General features: G+C 36.4%; 20 protein-coding genes. 16 read left to right on the top strand and 4 right to left on the bottom strand.

The features are described 5' to 3' along the window. Positions 1–16: 16 nt before the first annotated feature. Entirely contained in the window at positions 17–1,561 is a 1,545-nt protein-coding gene (locus tag FCU45_RS04130; RefSeq protein ID WP_137012589.1) for a hypothetical protein, read from the bottom strand. Continuing rightward, on the bottom strand, positions 1,561–1,884 hold the full coding sequence (locus FCU45_RS04125) for a hypothetical protein (protein WP_137012587.1): 324 nt from the start codon (positions 1,882–1,884) through the stop codon (positions 1,561–1,563). The genes FCU45_RS04130 and FCU45_RS04125 overlap by 1 nt, the downstream gene beginning before the upstream one ends. Positions 1,885–2,294: 410 nt before the next feature. Here FCU45_RS04125 and lepB point away from each other — a divergent pair, with 410 nt between their 5' ends. The 14 genes from lepB (at position 2,295) to FCU45_RS04055 (ending at position 16,830) form a co-directional block, all read left to right on the top strand. After that, on the top strand, positions 2,295–3,275 hold the full coding sequence (gene lepB, locus FCU45_RS04120) for a signal peptidase I (protein ID WP_342776135.1): 981 nt from the start codon (positions 2,295–2,297) through the stop codon (positions 3,273–3,275). Beyond that, positions 3,262–3,939 (top strand): site-2 protease family protein, encoded by a 678-nt coding sequence (locus FCU45_RS04115; RefSeq protein WP_137012583.1) that lies wholly within the window; start codon positions 3,262–3,264, stop codon positions 3,937–3,939. The genes lepB and FCU45_RS04115 overlap by 14 nt, the downstream gene beginning before the upstream one ends. 16 nt (positions 3,940–3,955) lie before the next feature. Continuing rightward, entirely contained in the window at positions 3,956–4,390 is a 435-nt protein-coding gene (gene rpiB, locus FCU45_RS04110; protein WP_137012581.1) for a ribose 5-phosphate isomerase B, read from the top strand. 43 nt (positions 4,391–4,433) lie between these two features. After that, positions 4,434–4,766, top strand: coding sequence for a hypothetical protein (locus tag FCU45_RS04105; RefSeq protein WP_137012579.1), 333 nt, complete (start codon positions 4,434–4,436; stop codon positions 4,764–4,766). A 13-nt stretch (positions 4,767–4,779) separates the two neighbouring features. Next, the gene (locus FCU45_RS04100; protein ID WP_137012577.1) at positions 4,780–5,328 is read left to right on the top strand and encodes an adenine phosphoribosyltransferase; all 549 of its coding nucleotides are present in this window, start codon (positions 4,780–4,782) and stop codon (positions 5,326–5,328) included. Beyond that, entirely contained in the window at positions 5,328–6,551 is a 1,224-nt protein-coding gene (gene trpB, locus FCU45_RS04095) for a tryptophan synthase subunit beta (RefSeq protein ID WP_137012575.1), read from the top strand. Before FCU45_RS04100 ends, trpB begins: the two co-directional genes overlap by 1 nt. A 17-nt stretch (positions 6,552–6,568) precedes the next feature. Next, on the top strand, positions 6,569–7,981 hold the full coding sequence (locus tag FCU45_RS04090; RefSeq protein WP_137012573.1) for a leucyl aminopeptidase: 1,413 nt from the start codon (positions 6,569–6,571) through the stop codon (positions 7,979–7,981). A gap of 168 nt (positions 7,982–8,149) precedes the next feature. Next, the gene (locus FCU45_RS04085; RefSeq protein ID WP_137012571.1) at positions 8,150–8,728 is read left to right on the top strand and encodes a GNAT family N-acyltransferase; all 579 of its coding nucleotides are present in this window, start codon (positions 8,150–8,152) and stop codon (positions 8,726–8,728) included. 10 nt (positions 8,729–8,738) lie between these two features. Beyond that, positions 8,739–10,847, top strand: a complete 2,109-nt coding sequence (locus FCU45_RS04080) for a TonB-dependent receptor plug domain-containing protein (RefSeq protein WP_137012569.1) — start codon at positions 8,739–8,741, stop codon at positions 10,845–10,847. Continuing rightward, entirely contained in the window at positions 10,848–11,393 is a 546-nt protein-coding gene (locus tag FCU45_RS04075; protein ID WP_137012567.1) for a hypothetical protein, read from the top strand. A gap of 72 nt (positions 11,394–11,465) precedes the next feature. After that, the gene (locus tag FCU45_RS04070; protein WP_137012565.1) at positions 11,466–13,409 is read left to right on the top strand and encodes a bifunctional diguanylate cyclase/phosphodiesterase; all 1,944 of its coding nucleotides are present in this window, start codon (positions 11,466–11,468) and stop codon (positions 13,407–13,409) included. Between the two features lie 41 nt (positions 13,410–13,450). Further along, positions 13,451–14,296, top strand: coding sequence for a zinc transporter ZupT (zupT, locus tag FCU45_RS04065; RefSeq protein WP_137012563.1), 846 nt, complete (start codon positions 13,451–13,453; stop codon positions 14,294–14,296). Positions 14,297–14,320: 24 nt separating this feature from the next. Next, positions 14,321–14,809, top strand: a complete 489-nt coding sequence (locus FCU45_RS04060; protein ID WP_137012561.1) for a ribonuclease HI — start codon at positions 14,321–14,323, stop codon at positions 14,807–14,809. 80 nt (positions 14,810–14,889) lie between these two features. Next, positions 14,890–16,830 (top strand): type I restriction enzyme HsdR N-terminal domain-containing protein, encoded by a 1,941-nt coding sequence (locus tag FCU45_RS04055; RefSeq protein WP_137012559.1) that lies wholly within the window; start codon positions 14,890–14,892, stop codon positions 16,828–16,830. 507 nt (positions 16,831–17,337) lie between these two features. Here FCU45_RS04055 and FCU45_RS04050 read toward each other — a convergent pair. Continuing rightward, a complete protein-coding gene (locus FCU45_RS04050) occupies positions 17,338–17,505 on the bottom strand; it encodes a transposase (RefSeq protein ID WP_137012557.1) in 168 nt (55 codons plus the stop codon). 245 nt (positions 17,506–17,750) lie between these two features. Here FCU45_RS04050 and FCU45_RS04045 point away from each other — a divergent pair, with 245 nt between their 5' ends. Further along, on the top strand, positions 17,751–18,086 hold the full coding sequence (locus tag FCU45_RS04045; RefSeq protein WP_137012555.1) for a toxin-antitoxin system TumE family protein: 336 nt from the start codon (positions 17,751–17,753) through the stop codon (positions 18,084–18,086). 11 nt (positions 18,087–18,097) lie between these two features. Then, positions 18,098–18,469: an HVO_A0114 family putative DNA-binding protein gene (locus FCU45_RS04040; protein WP_137012553.1), complete on the top strand. Its 372-nt coding sequence runs from the start codon at positions 18,098–18,100 to the stop codon at positions 18,467–18,469. 140 nt (positions 18,470–18,609) lie between these two features. On the opposite strand, the gene FCU45_RS11640 is transcribed toward FCU45_RS04040, so the two are convergent. Next, the coding region (locus FCU45_RS11640) for a hypothetical protein (RefSeq protein WP_223175806.1) at positions 18,610–18,862 on the bottom strand (253 nt) is incomplete at its 5' end.

Below are 18,862 nucleotides of genomic sequence, written 5' to 3'. Positions count from 1 at the left end.
TAATTTTGCATGTTAATCATTTGAATTCATAAAAAACTTTGGCAATAGGGATTTTTGTTCCATCTATTAACTCACCTATGTTAGTAATCTTCACTGTAGCTTTTTTCAGAAACCTAGGAGCAATATCTTCAAATACAAGCCCAATATAAACTTGTACAGGTAGATTTAGTAAAGTTAACTGATATACTCCAGTATTTTTACCTATAACTTGCGTCATTAAAGCATCTGCTACTATTAAACATTTATTTTCTAATAGATAAGGGTTATTTGATATATAAGTTATGACATTATATTCTACTGGGTCATTTAAGCACATTTTTTTATATAAATTTCTAACTTCTTTTTCTTTTTCAATTTGTTGTTTTTCTTTTGCAATTTGCTGTTTTTGAATATTTATAATTTCCTCTACGGATAATTTTTTAGCAATTCCATCTTTTATAATTTCTTTACGAATCTTAGCTTTAATAAGTATATCAACCTTATAAACATCATTGATATCGGTACTAAAAAAGTACTCTTTTGCCTTTTCAGGTGAAAAATTTAAATTTAAATATACTTTAATTAAATCAGGGTAATTTAATATATTAAATGTTTGATTTAAAGAATAGATAGAATCAATTTCATAATTGTTTAAATCTTTAAAAGTCGAATACCATTCAGTAATTTTATTGTCATTTAGTATTTTCTTGATTTCTTTTAAGTTTATAATGAAGTTTTCGACTTCCATAGTATCAGCGTTATCAGCTATAGCATATTTTTTTAATTCAGACACCGTAATACCTTCTTCTTTCAAATATTTGGAAAGTTTTGCAGATTGAAAATAGTATTTACTAAAATCATCATAACTGAAGTTATATTTATTTTTTAGTTTAGATACTTCATCATAAGAAAATTTTCTATTTAAAAATACTGATTCAAGTGTTACAGTATCCGTAAGAGTTAAGGAATATTTTTTTGATATATTTATTTTTTCTATAATAATTTTCATATAATCATACGTACCATAATAAGACTTGTGATTTTTTTCGATTATTGTACGTATATTTTTTTCCTCTTTAATAACATATTTAATATAAATTCTATTCTCACTTAAAATTGACGCTACGCTGTCTAATCGCCATCCATTCTTTAAACTACTATCAAAAAGTTTTTTAAAAACTTGATAATTTTGATTATTATTTGTATAGCGAACTACCTCTAAAATTCTCGTATTCATATCATTAGACTCTTTATGCTCATCAGATATTAATTTTAATAATATATGATTCTTATAAGGAATCAAATTATTTGGGGTTATGTTCTCGTTAAATAAATTATATGAAAAACGAGCTATAGGTTGTGTATTTTCAAAAATATTTCGGTAGTCTTGATATATTTTAATCCATTGTTCTTCAGTATATTTCTTACTGCATTCACTACAATTGTTATATCTTTGGTGCCATTCAATCGAATCTTCAATATTGTATCCCATCCTATTCATTTTTATATACATTGGTGCACAACCAGTTATCATGATTAAAAAAACAAATAATGAAAAAAAATAGCTTATTTTTCGCAACATCATTTATCCTTTCCAAACCAATTTGAAGTTTTGTATCCATATCCACTAATTCCAGCTACCGCAACTATAAGTAGTGCTATATTAAAATTGTCAAATTCTTGTTTTGCTACATTTGCAAACAAGATATATAAACTAAACCATCCAAGAATAGAACTCAAAAAACCTGAAACAAAATAATTGGCTTTAGTTTTAAAATTATTTTTTTCTTTGTCTATATAATCAATATCCACAAATCCCCAAAAAAAACTAATTACTATTGCAATAATCCAAAACCAAACTGAGTCAAAAAATGGCAAAAATTTCACCAATAAATCATTATTCATTTAATTCCCCTTCATATATTGTATAATCACCTTGTAAGTTTCTAAATACACATCCCAATCAAGTTTTATTTGGAAGTTTAAAAAAACTCGTTGAAGCTAAATTTTCAAATCTTTTCAATAAAATTATTTTACAATTAACGAAATATATAAAACTCTAATAACAAGAAGTGTACCCTAATTTTTAAAAAATATAAAATTTGTGACTTATATCATAAATAATTCTAGCTCCAAAACTCATTGTTCATTCTTGCGAAGTAAACACAAGTGTTGATATTATAAAAAAGCTTGCAATATTTCAGCTTTCATTTCTGCATAATTACAATAGACTTAAAAATCAGCAAAATATTTTTAAGCATAATTGGATACAATTCACTATATTAAGTCATGCATATGGAAAGTAAATAAATTTTATGAAAAGAAACAAATTTTTAGCTGCTTTTTTATCTTTTTTATTCCCTGGATTGGGGTTTATGTATTGTGGAAAATTGGGAAAAGCAATATTTTTTTTTATTAGTTTTTTTTTAATTTATATCTTTACTTTTTATCTAAGTTATTATTTTGGTAATGTTTTTTATCTAAGCTTTTTATTTTTATTGTTCTCTATATACGCCGCAAATATAATTCTTTCTTTTAAAGAAGCAAATAATATTTTCAATTACAAACTGGAAAGTTACAATAAATGGTATTTTTATTTACTATTTATTCTTCTTAATGTAACTTCAACATTTTTGATTAAAACTTATGTGATTGAAAATTTCAATCTAACTTCTAATCACATGAATTATAATATTTTATCTGGAGATTGTGTTTCATTAAATAAAATTTCATCAAAAAAAATTCAACGTGGCGACATTGTAATATTCAGACCGCCTCACAACACAAAACAGCACTTTGTAAAAAGATGTGTAGCACTTCCTGGTGATGAGCTCTTCGTAGCTGATAAAAATCTCTATCTACACCACAGAGAAGGCGATGAGTGGATAAAGAACAACTTTAATGAAGAGGATATCGTAGTTTTTGCCCAGAAGCTCTGGGTCAAGAATCCATATATGAAAGAACATCCCGGGATACACCACGATGATAAGATCTCTCTTAACGGTCAATATCCTATGCCTATTTTTAACTTTGCTCCGATAAGAGTCGATGAAGATCACTACTTTATGATGGGCGACAACCGAGACCACTCGAACGACAGCCGTTTTTGGGGAGCTGTTCCATATGAGAATATCGAAGGGACTCCTTGGTTTATCTACTTTAGCATAGATGAAGATTGGGAGATAAGATGGGACCGTTTAGGGAAAACTCCTACCGATCTAGAAGCTCCGGAGCATCTGGATAGAGCCGTTGTTGAGAGAATAAAAAAAGATAAAGATGACTATGGAATCTATTGATCTTCTAAAAATCGCCGCTGCCGTTTTTGCCTTAACTCTGGCAATCGTAGGACATGAGATAATGCACGGATGGGTTGCATACATGTACGGCGACAATACGGCAAAAAATGCAGGAAGGCTCTCTATTAATCCTATTTCACATATAGACTTGGTAGGAACTATTCTTGTTCCTGCGGCTTTGTATTTTGTGCCTATACTTCTTGGAAGTGAGAGCGGATTTTTGTTTGGCTGGGCAAAGCCTGTTCCTATAAATATGAGAACTGTAGTTGACAGAGCAGGATATAACGGAGCTATGCAAGTTGACCTGGCGGGTATAGTCTACAACTTTACATTAGCCGCGATAGCATCTATTGTTCTTATAAATCTTAGCAGACCTACCGATGCAGATTCGCTGCTTTATATTTTTGCATATCTATTTATACTTCAGAGTGTTATCATAAATGTTGTACTTGGAGTCTTCAATCTGCTCCCTATACCGCAATTTGACGGGGCGCACTTTCTAATGCACCTTTCGCTAAAATACAGGATAAATTCCGTTGCGGAGTTCTTTTATAAAAATGAAAGATATGGAATAATTATAGTTTTAATAGTTCTTATGACGCCGCTAAAAGATTATCTGCTTCTAATGCCTGTGCAGACAATTTTAAAGTTACTACTATCATAAAAGAGGAGAGAATAAAGTGAAGTTTTATATTGCAACAGACCATGCCGGCTTGGATCTTAAAGATTACACGGTTGAACTGCTAAAAGAGAAGGGTCACGAGGTTATAGACCTTGGACCTTTCTCAAGAGATAGAGTTGATTATCCAGATTATGCACTAAGTGTTTGCAAAGCAGTTTTAGCTGATAATACAGCGCACGGTATTTTAATATGCGGCTCTGGAATCGGCATGAGCATGGCAGCGAACAGACACAGCGGGATCCGCGCAGCACTCTGTCATGATGCTTACACAGCAACAGTTGCCAGAGGACACAATGATGCAAATGTACTATGCTTTGGCGAGAGAATCATAGGCAAAGGCGTATGTGAGTCCATACTCGATGCATGGATCGGCGGGAGCTTTGAGGGCGGTCGTCACACTGGGCGCGTAGAAAAAATAGAGGCTATTCATTAATCTACATGCTTGTGAAGAGCTATAATTTTAAAAAGGAAAACTGATGTTTTTAGAATGGTCACTTTTAACGATACTCTCTATCTTATCTGTCTATCTCTTTGTTAAAATGTTTTACTTTAAAAGTATTACAAGCAAAGAGCAGCGAAACAACGACTTGATGAAACTTACGCTTCAAGAAGCGGAGATACTTATTAGAAAGTATCAGATCCAGCTTCAGCGTGCTCTTGGAAACGTTGATATCTTAAGTGATGAGTTGACAAAACAGAAAAATGAACTAAAAGTTCTAAAACAGAGAAATACCAAATACAGACAAGAGACCGACCGTCTTAACAACAAGATCAAAGCTCTAGAGGGTCGCATAGACGCTCTAATATAATAAAGGAACAGAGATGACACTTAGCAACACAGAGAGAAGAATTGTAGAAAATTCCATAAGAGATATAAAAGATTTTCCAAAACCCGGCATTGTATTTAAAGATATAACGACCCTCTTAAATGACAGAGAAGCTTTCGGGGTTACTATGAACCACCTTTACCAAAAATATAAAGAGTACAACCTTGATTATATAGCAGGCATTGATGCAAGAGGCTTTATCTTCGCCGCTACACTTGCGCAGATGCTGGGCATCGGGTTTGTTCCAATCCGCAAAAAAGGGAAGCTTCCATATACGACTATAAGCGAAAAGTACTCTTTGGAGTATGGTGTTGATGAGATAGAGGTTCACATAGACGCTTTTAGCAATATCCCAAATGCAAGAGTTCTTCTTATGGATGACCTCATAGCTACAGGGGGAACTGCAAACGCTGCCGCAAGACTTATAAACCAAGCAGGCGCATCTTGTGTGGAGGCTTGTTTTATCATAGCTCTTGACTTTTTAGATGGACAAAAAGAGCTTAAAAAGAGCACTGAAGTCTACTCACTGGTCGAGGTAAAATAATGTATATACCATCCCCTTCAAAATTTGACCCCGATGAGAACGGTCATTTCGGAAAGTTTGACAACGAGAGCGTAGCTTTTGGCGGCAGATATGTTCCTGAAACTCTTATGCCTGCTCTTCTAAAACTCGAAGAGGAGTACAAAAGCATACGTTTCAACAAAGAGTTTTGGAGCGAAGTCGATTACTATCTAAAAGATTATGTAGGGCGCCCTTCTCCGCTCTACTTTGCTAAAAACATCTCCGACGAGCTCGGCGCAAAGATCTATCTAAAAAGAGAGGATCTCAACCACACGGGAGCGCATAAAGTAAACAATGTTATCGCGCAAGGGCTTATGGCAAAAAGACTTGGCTACAAAAAGATAATCGCTGAGACCGGTGCAGGTCAGCACGGAGTCGCAACTGCGACCATCTGCGCACTTCTAGATTTAGAGTGTGAAATATTTATGGGTGCAAAAGATGTCGCAAGACAGGAGCTTAACGTATTTCGTATGAAACTTCTTGGTGCAAAAGTAAACTCTGTGCAGAGCGGGAGCAAGACCCTAAAAGATGCTATGAATGACGCGATCCGTCACTGGGTAACAAATACAAGAGACACTTTTTACATCATAGGAACAGTTGCAGGACCCCACCCGTACCCAATGATGGTAAGAGACTTTCAGGCTATTATCGGGTACGAAGCAAGGGCACAGATCCTACAAAAAGAAGGTCGTCTGCCTGATCACGTCATAGCGTGTATCGGCGGCGGCAGTAACGCCATAGGCACATTTCACCACTTTTTGGAAGATGAAGATGTTGAGTGCATCGGTATCGAAGCAGGCGGTCACGGCATAGGCAGCGGTCAGCACGGATGTTCACTTAATCAAGGTCGCCCCGGAGTACTGCACGGACAGATGAGCTATCTTCTTCAGGATGATGACGGTCAGATAATGGAGGCTCACTCAATAAGCGCAGGGCTTGACTACCCAGGCATCGGACCAGAGCACTCGTTTCACCACGACAACAAATCTGTTAGTTATGATTATATAACAGATGAAGAGGCTCTTGACGCATTTGTATGGCTCTCTCAGAAAGAGGGAATAATTCCTGCGTTTGAGAGCGCTCACGCTATAGCGTATCTTAAAAAGATGCCAAATATTAAAGACAAACTAATTATCGTAAACTTATCCGGTCGCGGAGATAAAGATATGGTACAGGCAAAAGAGCTATTAAGCTTCGATAACTAAATGAAATAGGAAAATTTGTGAATATTAAATTAGTAGAAAAAAAGATATCTGATATAGATGCAGAGATAAAAATAGAGTTTATAAGCAAAGATGAACTGAGCGAGCATGAAGAGTCTGAGATACTTGGCAGTGCAGGTTTTAAAGCCGAGCAGGACACAACATGCTTCTTATATGAAAAAAGAGCTATATTTTGCGGGGTCGATAGCAAAAAGAGCGACGACATAAGAAGTGCGGCAGCAGTAATGATAAAAGCGCTAAAGAGTTCAAACTACAAATCGGCAAAAGTAAGCGCTATTAGCAAATCTTCTCTTGGAGCATTAGTTGAAGGAGTAGTTTTAGGCGGATATGAGTTTAACGAGTACAAATCAGATGCTAAAAAAGCGGCACTGGAGAAGATTTTTATAGCAGCTGAGGATATGGAGCTTGCTACGCTTGAGCCTATCTTCAATGAAGCGCTTATTATCTCAAACGCTACATCTTTTACGCGTGATATCGTAAACAGAGCTCCACAAGAGCTAAACCCTCAGACTATGTGCTCACTTGCTCAAAAGCTTGCAGATGACAACTCTTTGGAGTGCGAGATACTTCAAGAGGATGATCTTGCAAAAGAGAATATGAACGCTATGCTTGCAGTCGGGCGTGCATCTGTTCACGGAAGCGCTCTGATCCATCTATCGTACAAACCCGAAAACCCTAAAAAAGTCGTCTCACTTGTAGGAAAAGGCCTTACATACGACAGCGGAGGATTAAGCCTTAAGCCTGCGACTTCAATGGTTACAATGAAGATGGATAAAGCGGGAGCTTGCGCGGTTCTTGGGATGATAAAAGCTATAAGCGAGATGAAGCTTGATATTGAAGTCCATGCGTTTATCGGCGCAGTTGAAAATATGGTAGGCGGAGATGCTTACAAGCCAGATGATGTGCTTGTTTCAAGAAGCAAGACCACTATCGAGGTCAGAAATACTGACGCAGAAGGTCGTTTGGTCTTAGCGGATGTTTTAGATTATGCTCAAGATGCGGTAAATGCGGACTATATCTTTGACTTTGCAACGCTAACAGGTGCATGTATGATCGCTCTTGGACAGTACACGACAGGGCTTATGGGACACTCTCACAAGCTAAAACATGATATTTCACGTGCAGGAAGCGATACAGGAGAGATGATAAGCTCTCTTCCGTTTAACAAGCATCTTAAAAAGCTTCTAAAAAGCGAGATCGCAGACATCAGCAATACGGCATCAAAACCTTACGGCGGAGCTATAACTGCAGGTCTGTTTTTAGATAAATTTATCCGTGAAGAGAACAAAAAGAAGTGGATGCACTTTGATATAGCGGGCACGGCTTATACAGAGACTCCATGGGATTGTAATGTCTACGGTGCAACCGGTTCGGGAGTGCGTCTAATGTGTGGATATTTAAAAAACTTATAATTTCTTAGCTATATATTTCAGTTTGTATTAATTTTTATTTAAATATTATTACTAATATTATAAATATATAAATATATTTAATTAATAAATTTTACAAAGCTATATTACAGAAGCATTAACAGCCTACGCTCTTACAAGTTATCTGCAATATAGCGCAAAAGAGATAGCTTGAACTTTACATTTTTAGAAGTACATGACAAAGAGTTGCTTGAAAAAGTATTTGAGTTTAGATATAAGGTAATTACGCAAACTGAAATATTTAAAGAGTATGTTGTAGATAATAATTTTGTCAATAACAAAGAGAGCGATATTTATGATCCTTACTCTGTTCATTTTGTAGTACTTGATGATATACAAAATATTTGTGCAACGGTAAGGTTGATTTACAACTGCCCACACGGTTACCCAACGGAGAACTGTATGGTATTTGACAATAGCATATTTGAAAGAGATAAACTAGGAGAGATGTCGAGGATTTTTGTTGGTGCTAAATATAGAAATATAAAAACTACAATGGATATCATGAATGGACTTAAAAAACTTATGTATCACAAAATGATAAAACTCGGTATAGAGTATACTTATGGAGCATTGGAACCGAGTTTTATAAGGCTTCTTAAAATGTATAAAATACAGTATGAAGTGCTAGCCTCAATGCAGCTCCATGGAAAAATGGGTTTAAGACATCCATCTGTCTTATATACAAGCCAACTAGGAAAAGATAATCCTGAATTTATTCAGGCATAGAAAGAAAATTATGCAAAACAAACTGTTTAATATAGCTCTTTTACTGTCCTCTTTAACATATTCTTGTGTTGCAGATGGAGGTGTAGACAATGCAGTAGAGTCCCTAGCAAACCAAATGAAACATTTCAGCGAAGTTGCAACTACTACAAAACAAAACGAACATTATCAACCCTATATCATATCTACTTTTAACGGTAAAGAGCTTGAAAAACTTGGTATATCAAACCTGAAAGAGGCTCTGTTTTTGGTTCCAGGTGTTGATATGGCAACAGATAACTCAAATAATCAAACACCTATATTCAGGGGGTCAAACTCTCTGGCATACGGGCAGTCAAAGCTCTTTATCGACGGCGTACCCGTTAACAACCTTTTTCTAGATGCCTACTCTGAATATCTCTCTTTTCCCGTTGAGATGATCAAGCGTATAGAAGTCGTAAGAGGCCCCGGAAGTAAAACGGATGGGTTTAATGCTTATGCCGGTTCAATAAATGTTATTACATATGCTGAAGATTTTGAAGGCTTTAACTCTAGCGACAAAATAGTTTTTAAATACGGCTCATACGACTACAAAATGGGCGGTTTTTTTAAGAACTACAAGGTGGATGATCTAAGAGTTTCTGTTGACTTTTTCTACCAAGAGGATAATAAAAAATTGCCATCTGGTCCTGATGGCTTGTCTCAGGGTGTTATGAGCATGACGGGCTATGATAACAGAGCACTTTCTCAGTCTGGAGATGCTCCCCTGTGGCTAGAGGAGTACTCTCTCGGACTGAGTCTTGAGTATAAAGATTTTTCTCTCAAAGCTAGGATGCTTGAGCATAAAAAAGGGAGTGCTTACGGCATTAACTATTCGCTCCCTCAAGAGAACGATAGGGTAAAACTGCCAAGCTACTATCTAGATTTGGGCTATAACAAAAAAATCAACGATTATGAGCTAAATATAGATGCAGGTATAAAATATGATACATTTGATTCCAAATCCAAACTGCTTCCGGATGGTTTAAACTTTATTGACATGTACCAATTTGACACTTATGGTACAGTCTCTCCTCCTGTTTCATTTGCAGATGGATTATACGGAGAGCATTTAGCAACACAAAGAACACTTTATCAATCTTCTTATCTCAAGTACAGAGGAGTAGAGAGACATCTTTTTACCTTTGGGTACCGTCTTACAAGAGAAGAGACCATAGATATGATCTCAAAGCTATCAAATTGGTCAACAGGCTTACCTGAACTATATGACTATACGCAAACATATCCGTTTTTTGATGCAAATGCCAAACGCAATACTCTTATCATATCACTACAAGACGAGTTTGAACTAAACAATAATCTCAGCTTCATCTACGGCTTTAATTATGAAGAGACCTCATACGAAGATGCAGGTCTGGAACCTAGAGTATCTATGGTCTATCAGCTAGATGCAGAAAATATTTTTAAAGCAATATACAGCCGCTCACACAGAAATGCCTCGTGGCAGGAGATGTTTACGATGAACAACCGTGCCAGAGTAGGCAGCAGTGATCTAAAACCTGAAATAGTAGATGCTTTTGAGGCAGCATATATCAAAAAATTCTCCAATGACTCATATATTCAGACAAATCTTTTTTATCTTCTAAATAAAGACCAGATATATAACTCATCTACATCTCCGGAATATGAGAATGTAATGGATACCGATATCTACGGCTTTGAACTCGAGTATAAGGGAAATATAACATCTCTTGATCAGCTCTACCTGAACTACTCCTACGTGACAGGAAAATCTTATATAAACGATGAAGCAAGAAGTGAATCGCTATCAAATGTTGCGAATCATCTGGCAAAAGGGTACTACATCTATAACATTGACAGAACTTTGTCTATTAGTACCACAGCTAAATTTGTCGGCTCAAAAAACAGAGTATTCGGAGATACACGCGAAAAGGTAAAGGCATACTCTACTTTTGACACTGCTATGCAGTACAAAAACAAAGAACATGACTTTGCTTTGACGTTTAGCGTAAAAAATATCTTTAACTCTACCGTTAAATTTCCGTCTGCCGTTAGCACCTATCCTGAAGATTACGAGCAAGAGCGCAGAACTTTTTTAATAACGCTCAAAAAAGAGTTTTAAATGAAAAAAACAGCTCTTTTACTTTTTATGCTTGTCAACTATTCTTATGGGTATACATACAACAAACTTCTCTTAAAGGCACAAGCATCTATCTTTCCTAAAATAATTATGCTTGATAAACAACTCGAAAACAAACTTGTAGACGGCAAGATAGTATATACCATCGTTTATGAAAAAGAGGACTACCATACCGCCTTGGAGATAGGAGAGTTTATAGAGGCTAACAATAGAAAAGACAAAAGTAAATATAGTTGCAAAGTGGATCTGGTAGAGTTTTCCAATTTCTCTGATGAGACTCAAGCAACTGCAGTTTACGTCTTGAACTCTGAAGAAAATATTGAAAAAGTAGCACAAGGTGCAATTAAACAGGGCATTATCTCATTCACTTACAGCATAAACAATTTAAAGCAGGGAATACTTTTTTCTTTAATGCTTGAAAAATCAACTGTACTTTATCTCAACAAAGAGAACCTCAATACTAAAAAGATCGATTTTGTCGATTCACTTTACCAGATCGTCAACTTTGTTGATAAAAGCGGCAGTTAAAAAGAGTAGATTATTTTATATGTATGATAAAATATACTCAAAGTATGTGTATCGGCACTCTAAGGCATCTATATGAAAAGAAAAAGTTTCAACTCTCTATCTACAAAAATAGTGCTCTCGATCGCATTTGTTTCTATTTTTATGACTTTGGTTATTTTTGTAGTTTCCAACAAAATAAACAAGGAAGCTTTTCATCACATAGAGATAGAAAAAGCACATATTATCGCCCAAACTATCGAGCCGCTTATCTCACTGAATATATATCTTGATATGGAAGATAAAATAAACCAGATCACCATGCAGCTTATAGAAAATCCAAATATTCTTGCCGTAAAAGTACTCAAAAACAACAATCTTATCAACTATGTAGAATCAAAAGAGCACAAAGCCGAAATAGATGAATCTTTTGTGGTAAAGAGGACTCTTACTCAACCAAACTCATCAAAAGCGATAGGTGAACTTGTACTTATATACTCAAACAAAGGGTATAAAGAGCTTATATCAAAGTACACCGATCTAACTGCTCTACTTGTTTTATCTCTGGTGATTCTTCTTGCGCTATTTGGTCTTTATGTAAAAAAACTTCTCTCTCCGCTGAGACAGATATCAAAACTGCTAAAGAACTACTCTCCTAACAAAAATATAGAGATTCCATTTATATCGCAGAACAATGAGATCGGACTTATCTCAAATGCTCTAACCAATATGCAGAAAAAAATAGTGCAGTATTCAAAAAAGCAGGAGAACATAAACCACTATCTGGAGGAGAAAGTAAATGAAAAGACACTTGAACTTCGTGCACAGCTCTATATAGATACGCTAACAGGTCTTCCAAACAGATTTAGTATGTTCAACGACATAGTAGATATCGACGATGGAGCGCTGCTTATTATCAATATAGACGACTTCAAAGAGATAAATGATTTCTTTGGCCAGATTGCAGGAGACAATGTTCTAAAAAAGTTCTCAAACAGACTTAAAAATATGTTTAAAGCCAATGAGTTTGTTAAGCTAAAGCGCCTCTCCGGAGATGAGTTCGCACTGCTCTTTGTTCAAAAACCTCCGCTTCAAGAGTTTATAAAAATTGCGCATAAGCTAATAAACGACGTTGAGAAGATGATTTTTTTCAACGACAACAACGAGATAAGCATAAGAGTAACGGTAGGCGGAGCATATCAAGTTGACGGCGGCTTGGAAAAAGCGGACATAGCTCTAAAATCTGCAAAAAAACAGCAAAAATCATTTCTGCTTTATGATGAGAATCTAAATATCGAAGGTCAATATAAAGAGAATATGGAGTGGGTTAAAAAGCTAAAAAAAGCTATTGAACATGATATGATTGTTCCTTACTATCAACCTATATTTGACAACATAACAGATAAAATTGCAAGTTTTGAGTGTCTTGTGCGCTTAATAGACGATGAGGGTAAAGTCATAAGTCCATACCTATTTTTAAATGTTGCAAAAAAGAGCCGCCTCTACAATACGCTCACAAAGATAATGATAGAAAAAAGCTGCATACACTTTGCAGATCTTGAGTATGACTTCTCTATCAACCTCTCCGTGGAAGATATTCTTAATGTCGATATTGTCAACTACATAAAGGCAAAAATAATCCAGTACAACGTTGCAAACAAAATCATCTTTGAGATACTTGAATCAGACGGCATAGAAAATTATGAAGAGGTCTCTATTTTTACACGTGAGATGAAAAAGCTTGGCTGTAGAATAGCAATCGATGACTTTGGAAGCGGATACTCAAACTTTGAGCATCTACTTAAGTTAAATATTGACTATATAAAGATCGACGGCACCCTGATTGAGAATCTTGACAATGATATAAGCGCCCAGATAATCGTTGAGACGATAGTTGACTTTGCAAAAAGATTAAATATATTGACTGTAGCGGAGTTTGTGCACAGCGCTGACATCTATGAAAAGGTCAAAGAGCTTAACGTAAACCGCACACAAGGCTACTTTCTTTCAGAACCTAGAAAAAGCGCAAATACGGAGTAGATAAAAGGCGCGATTTATTTTTAAAATCTTATAATCTTTGTATGCAAGATTTATCATTTGAAACATTTTTATTTGCTTTTGCGCTTACTCTACTTGCGGGGCTTTCAACCTCCATAGGCGCCCTTTTGGCATTCTTCTCAAAGAGCAAAAACTACACTATACTCTCTATCGGGATGGGATTCTCAGCCGGTGTTATGATCTACGTCTCTTTTGTAGAAATTTTGGCAAAATCAAAAGACTCCTTTACTCAGCTTTACTCAAGCCAGTTCACTGGAGAATCACTTGCCGTTCTTGCTTTTTTTGCAGGTATGGCACTTACTGCCTTTATAGACAAAGTTATTCCTGAAGATGTAAACCCTCATGAGACCAAAAGCAACAGCCAACTACTAGAACTAAAACCGGATGCACAAAGCTCTCTTATAAAAAACTCCGCTCTTAAACGCACAGGAATTTTTACCGCGCTGGCTATCGGCATACACAACTTTCCTGAGGGTTTTGCCACCTTTATCTCCGCTCTTGAAGACCCTACGGTGGGTATAACAATTGCTTTTGCAATTGCGATTCACAACATACCTGAAGGGATGGCGGTCTCTCTGCCTATATACCACGCAACAGGGAACAAAAAAAGTGCATTTTGGTACGCGACTCTATCAGGAGTGGCAGAGCCTGTAGGTGCGCTTGTGGGCTTTTTTATCCTATTGCCTTTTATGGGAGACGCTACTTTGGGCATTACTTTTGGTATGGTCGCAGGAATAATGGTCTACATATCGTTTGATGAGCTTTTGCCGGCTGCAAGAGTTTATGGTAATGCCCACACTACCATAGCGGGAATAACACTCGGTATGCTTGTCATGGCAATAAGCCTGATCGCTTTTAAACTAATATAATAAACAAAAGGAAAAGAGCCACAGATGTACGTTGACATAAACAAGCCCACGCTCTTCTTATTTACAGATGCCAGCGTAGACCCGCAAACAAAAGTCGGCTACGGTGCGTACCTGCTTTTGGGCGAGTTTGAGATTGAAGCACCGCTCTCAAAACTAAAGGTCAGGGTCAAAAGATTTGAGTGCACAACATCCTCAAAATTGGAACTTGAGACCTTTTTATGGGCTCTGCAAAAACTACCGACAAAAAACTCCAAAGTAGTAGTCTATACCGACTGCCAAAATATCATTAACCTAAAAGATAGAGAAGAGAAGATCAAAAAAAACCACTACATGACAAGAAGAGGCACGCTTATAAAAAATCACAAGCTTTACGAAAAGTTTTATGAGCTCACAGACCTTTACGAGTGTGATTTCATCAAAGTAAAAGGGCACAAAAGAAGCGAAGACAAAGACGAAATAGACAAATACTTCACTCTAGTGGACAGAGCAGCAAGAGAGGCGCTTAGAAAGTAAAAACCAGAATAAAAACAAGAGTTTAATTTAGTTTTTGCTAAACTCTTTTTTATACAATACGCAGCAAGGAAAAGCATCTTATGCCGTTATTTTTAAAATCCGTCCTAAAAACCTACAAACAAGATGAAGCTCTGATTGCTCAGAGGTGGGCAGCCTACCAAAACTTTTTGTCAAAAGTGGAGTTTGTAAAGAGCGTCAAAGAGGAGAAGTACCAAGACGGCTTCTTACATGACGTCTTTGAGGAGTGTTTAGGTTATACGCTTGACAACACAAACCCCCAAAGCTTCAACCTTGAGCGAGAAAAAAAGAACGAAACAGACGGCAAAAAAGCAGACGGCGTCATCTATGTTGATGGGGAAGTTATCGGCATAGTGGAGTTAAAAGACCAAAAGAGCAAAAACTTAGATGCCATAGAGGCTCAGGCGTTTAACTATCACAACTCGCACTCAAACTCAAAGTACGTCATCATCTCGAACTTTGACGAACTGAGATTTTACATAGACAAAAAGACCGCTTACGAGAAGTTTAGCCTCTTTTACCTCACTTATGAAGAGTTCAAAAAACTGCATCTTCTGCTAAGCTATGAGAGCATAAAAGAGGGCTTACCGCTCAAACTAAAAGAGAAGTCTGCAAACTTTGAACTCCAAATTTCTAAAGAACTTTACAAAGATTTCTCGCTCTTTAGAACCCATCTTTTTGAAAATATAGTAAAAAATAACTCTCTTGAGAAATCAACCCTGCTCCGCCTTACCCAAAAGCTCTGTGACCGCATTATATTTATGCTTTTTGCAGAAGACCGCGGACTGCTTCGACACAACACCATCAAAGAGATACGAGAGGAGTTTAAGGGACAAAAATTTACATCTTACGCTCTTTACGATATCTACAAGTTCTACTTTAACGCCATAAACGAGGGAAATGAGAAGCTAGGCATTCCAAAATACAACGGCGGACTTTTTGCAAAAGATGAACTTCTCGATACTCTCATTATAGACGATGCGCAACTTGACATGGAGGCGCAAAAACTAAGCGACTACGACTTTATGAGCGATGTGAGCGTAAACATACTAGGGCATATATTTGAGCAGAGTTTGACGGACTTGGAGGAGCTTCAGGCAAACATAGATAACACCGACTTTGACAAGAAAAAATCTAAACGCAAAAAAGACGGCGTCTTCTACACTCCCGAGTACATCACCCACTACATCGTTGAAAACACTCTGGGCAGGCTTTGCGAAGAAAAAAGAGAACTACTGCAAATCGGCGGCGAGATTTTAACTCCATCCAATACTAAAAAACTCACAAAAGCCGAACAAACACATAAACAAAACATCTTAGACTACCGCGAATGGCTTACAAACCTAAAGATACTAGACCCCGCATGCGGAAGCGGCGCATTTCTAAACCAAGCGTTAGAGTTTCTCATAAACGAACACACCCTCGTGAGAGATATGCTTCTGCCTTTTGAGGACTTGACACTCGGTTACGAGATAGAAAAAGAGATACTAGAACACAACCTATACGGCGTAGATATCAACGAAGACGCAGTAGAGATAGCAAAACTCTCACTCTGGCTAAGAACGGCTCATAAGGGAAGAGAGCTTACAAAACTGGCAGATAAAATAAAATGCGGCAATTCTCTTATAGACGATAAAACAGTAGCAGAGAACGCTTTTGTGTGGGAAGAAGAGTTTGCGGAAGTTTTTGCACAAGGCGGTTTTGATGTTGTGATTGGAAATCCTCCGTATGTAGACTCTGAAAGTATGACTAAGTTCTACAAGGATGAAAGAAAATGGATAGCAAAAAATTATAGAACAGCTGTAGGAAATTGGGATATATTTGTACCATTTGTAGAGCTAGGGTTGAGTTTGTTAAAAAATGGTAGATATTTATCTTTTATTATTCCAAATAAAATTTTATCTGCAAATTATGGTACTACATTGAGAGAATATATTAATGAAAACTATTCTTTTCTCGTTCCCATCGTCCTCGATGGGAATGCATACTGCACAATAACCTGAAACACACTCCCACGCTAGAGCATGGGAGCGAGTAAAGGATTAAATTCAATATGGGACTTAATTAATGAATAAATTCTGGATAGGATATATTGTAATAACTTTGATTTTTGTGATATTATCAACTCAATTTCCTTACTTTAATATGCAATATCAAAGAGAATTATTTTTGAGTAAAGGTGAACTTCCATGGGGTGGAATAGCTTTTATACTGTGCTTAACTATTTATTATTTGATTGTTAATAATATAAAAAAGTAATTTTTCTGAGCCACTTGCAAATTCAACCAAGCAACCAAGCTAATATCTTCTAAAGTCAATTTTCTAACTTTTTAAAAAACTGATTTTAGCCATTGCCTGTAATTTTACAGTTTTTTGACTTATTTGTTCTAAATTATCATTTTTTACTCCGTGCTTTATGGTTTAGGTTTGATTTTCAAGGAAACTTTTCACTTCGTGAAACCGCTATTCGCTAGTTTCGGAACGATTTTTTGTAACTTTTGCCTGTAAAATCAAGTAATCATCTTTATACTCTGATGAATACAGATACAGAGTATTCCAAAGGCTAACACAGAAGCTACTTTTGAAGCTCCTTGATAATATATCTTATCACATCCAAAGTCATCCTTGAGATATTTATTAACTCTCTCGACCATGCTTCTTTGGTTGTAGTGATGCAACTACACCCCTGTGGATGAATCTCCACTTTTTTCTCATTTCCATCGTCCTCGATGGGAATGCATACTGTAAAATAACCTGAAATACACACTCCCACGCAGGAGCATGGGAGCGAGTAATACCATGTATAAACATTTCAATCTGTCATATTTTCTCACATCTCGAATTAAAATCGCTATTATTTAAAATATTTAACATTGATATAAAAATAATTTAGTTATCATTTGATGATAACAAAGGAAGCATTATGAATGATTTAGAGTTTTTACTAAATCTTGATGGCGAAGTTTATCCTTTGGATAGTGGTTATTGGGTCAAGTTTGAAGCAAAAAAAGTTCAAAAGAGCAAAACTGTTCCTCATGGAGTTAAATACTCTTTGACTTTGCATGACAAAAGAAACCATAGAGTGGTCGGTTATGATAACGCTCATAGTTTTAAGTCTTCTAAGAAGTATGCTGCTAGAAAAGAGACATTAGACCATGTACATAAGAAAATAGATATCGTACCTTATGAGTTTGAGTCTTGCGCGCAACTTGTAGAAGATTTTTGGAACAGTGTGGATTATTACATAGCAAACAGTTAAAAGGATGAAAAATGAAACTAGAAACTTTAAGAGTAGGCATAATGCCTTTAGAGCAGTACAAAAAAAGAACGATAGCAATCGCAAAAGGCGAGTATATCCCCAAAAAAGATGAGCCAAAAGTATGGTTTGAGTCTTTAAAGTCAATGGCTCAAATACTCTCAAGCGAAAATCAAGAGCTGCTTAGAATAATTTTGCTGAATAATCCTCAATCACTCAGAGAACTTGAGGAGCTAAGCGGAAGAGCAAAGTCAAATCTATCAAGAACGCTAAAAACACTTCAAAGATATGGGATTGTAGATTTAAACAAAGTAAAAAACAACATAGTTCCAGAAGTAAAAGCTACTGACTTTAAAGTAGAGTTTGGCTTGCAGAGTGTGGCGTAGCAGAAAGTTTTTTTTAAATGTTTTCTCGTTCCCATCGTCCCCGATGGGAATGCATACTGAAACAACGCCCCTAAACAACGCCCCTGAGAATGAATCTCCACTTTCTCTCGTTCCCACGGTCTCCGTGGGAATGCATAAAACTACACCCCTGAAACTACACCCCTGTGGATGAATCTCCACTTTTTTCTCATTTCCATCGTCCTCGATGGGAATGCATACTGTAAAATAACCTGAAATACACACTCCCACGCAGGAGCATGGGAGCGAGTAAAAAACAACATAGTTCCAGAAGTAAAAGCTACTGACTTTAAAGTAGAGTTTGGCTTGCAGAGTGTGGCGTAGCAGAAAGTTTTTTTTAAATGTTTTCTCGTTCCCATCGTCCCCGATGGGAAT

Origin of the sequence: Sulfurimonas crateris (genome assembly GCF_005217605.1) — a bacterium.
Taxonomy (GTDB): domain Bacteria; phylum Campylobacterota; class Campylobacteria; order Campylobacterales; family Sulfurimonadaceae; genus Sulfurimonas; species Sulfurimonas crateris.
The sequence above is the reverse complement of the archived record's forward strand: the minus strand, read 5'-3'. Positions and strand labels throughout refer to the sequence as shown.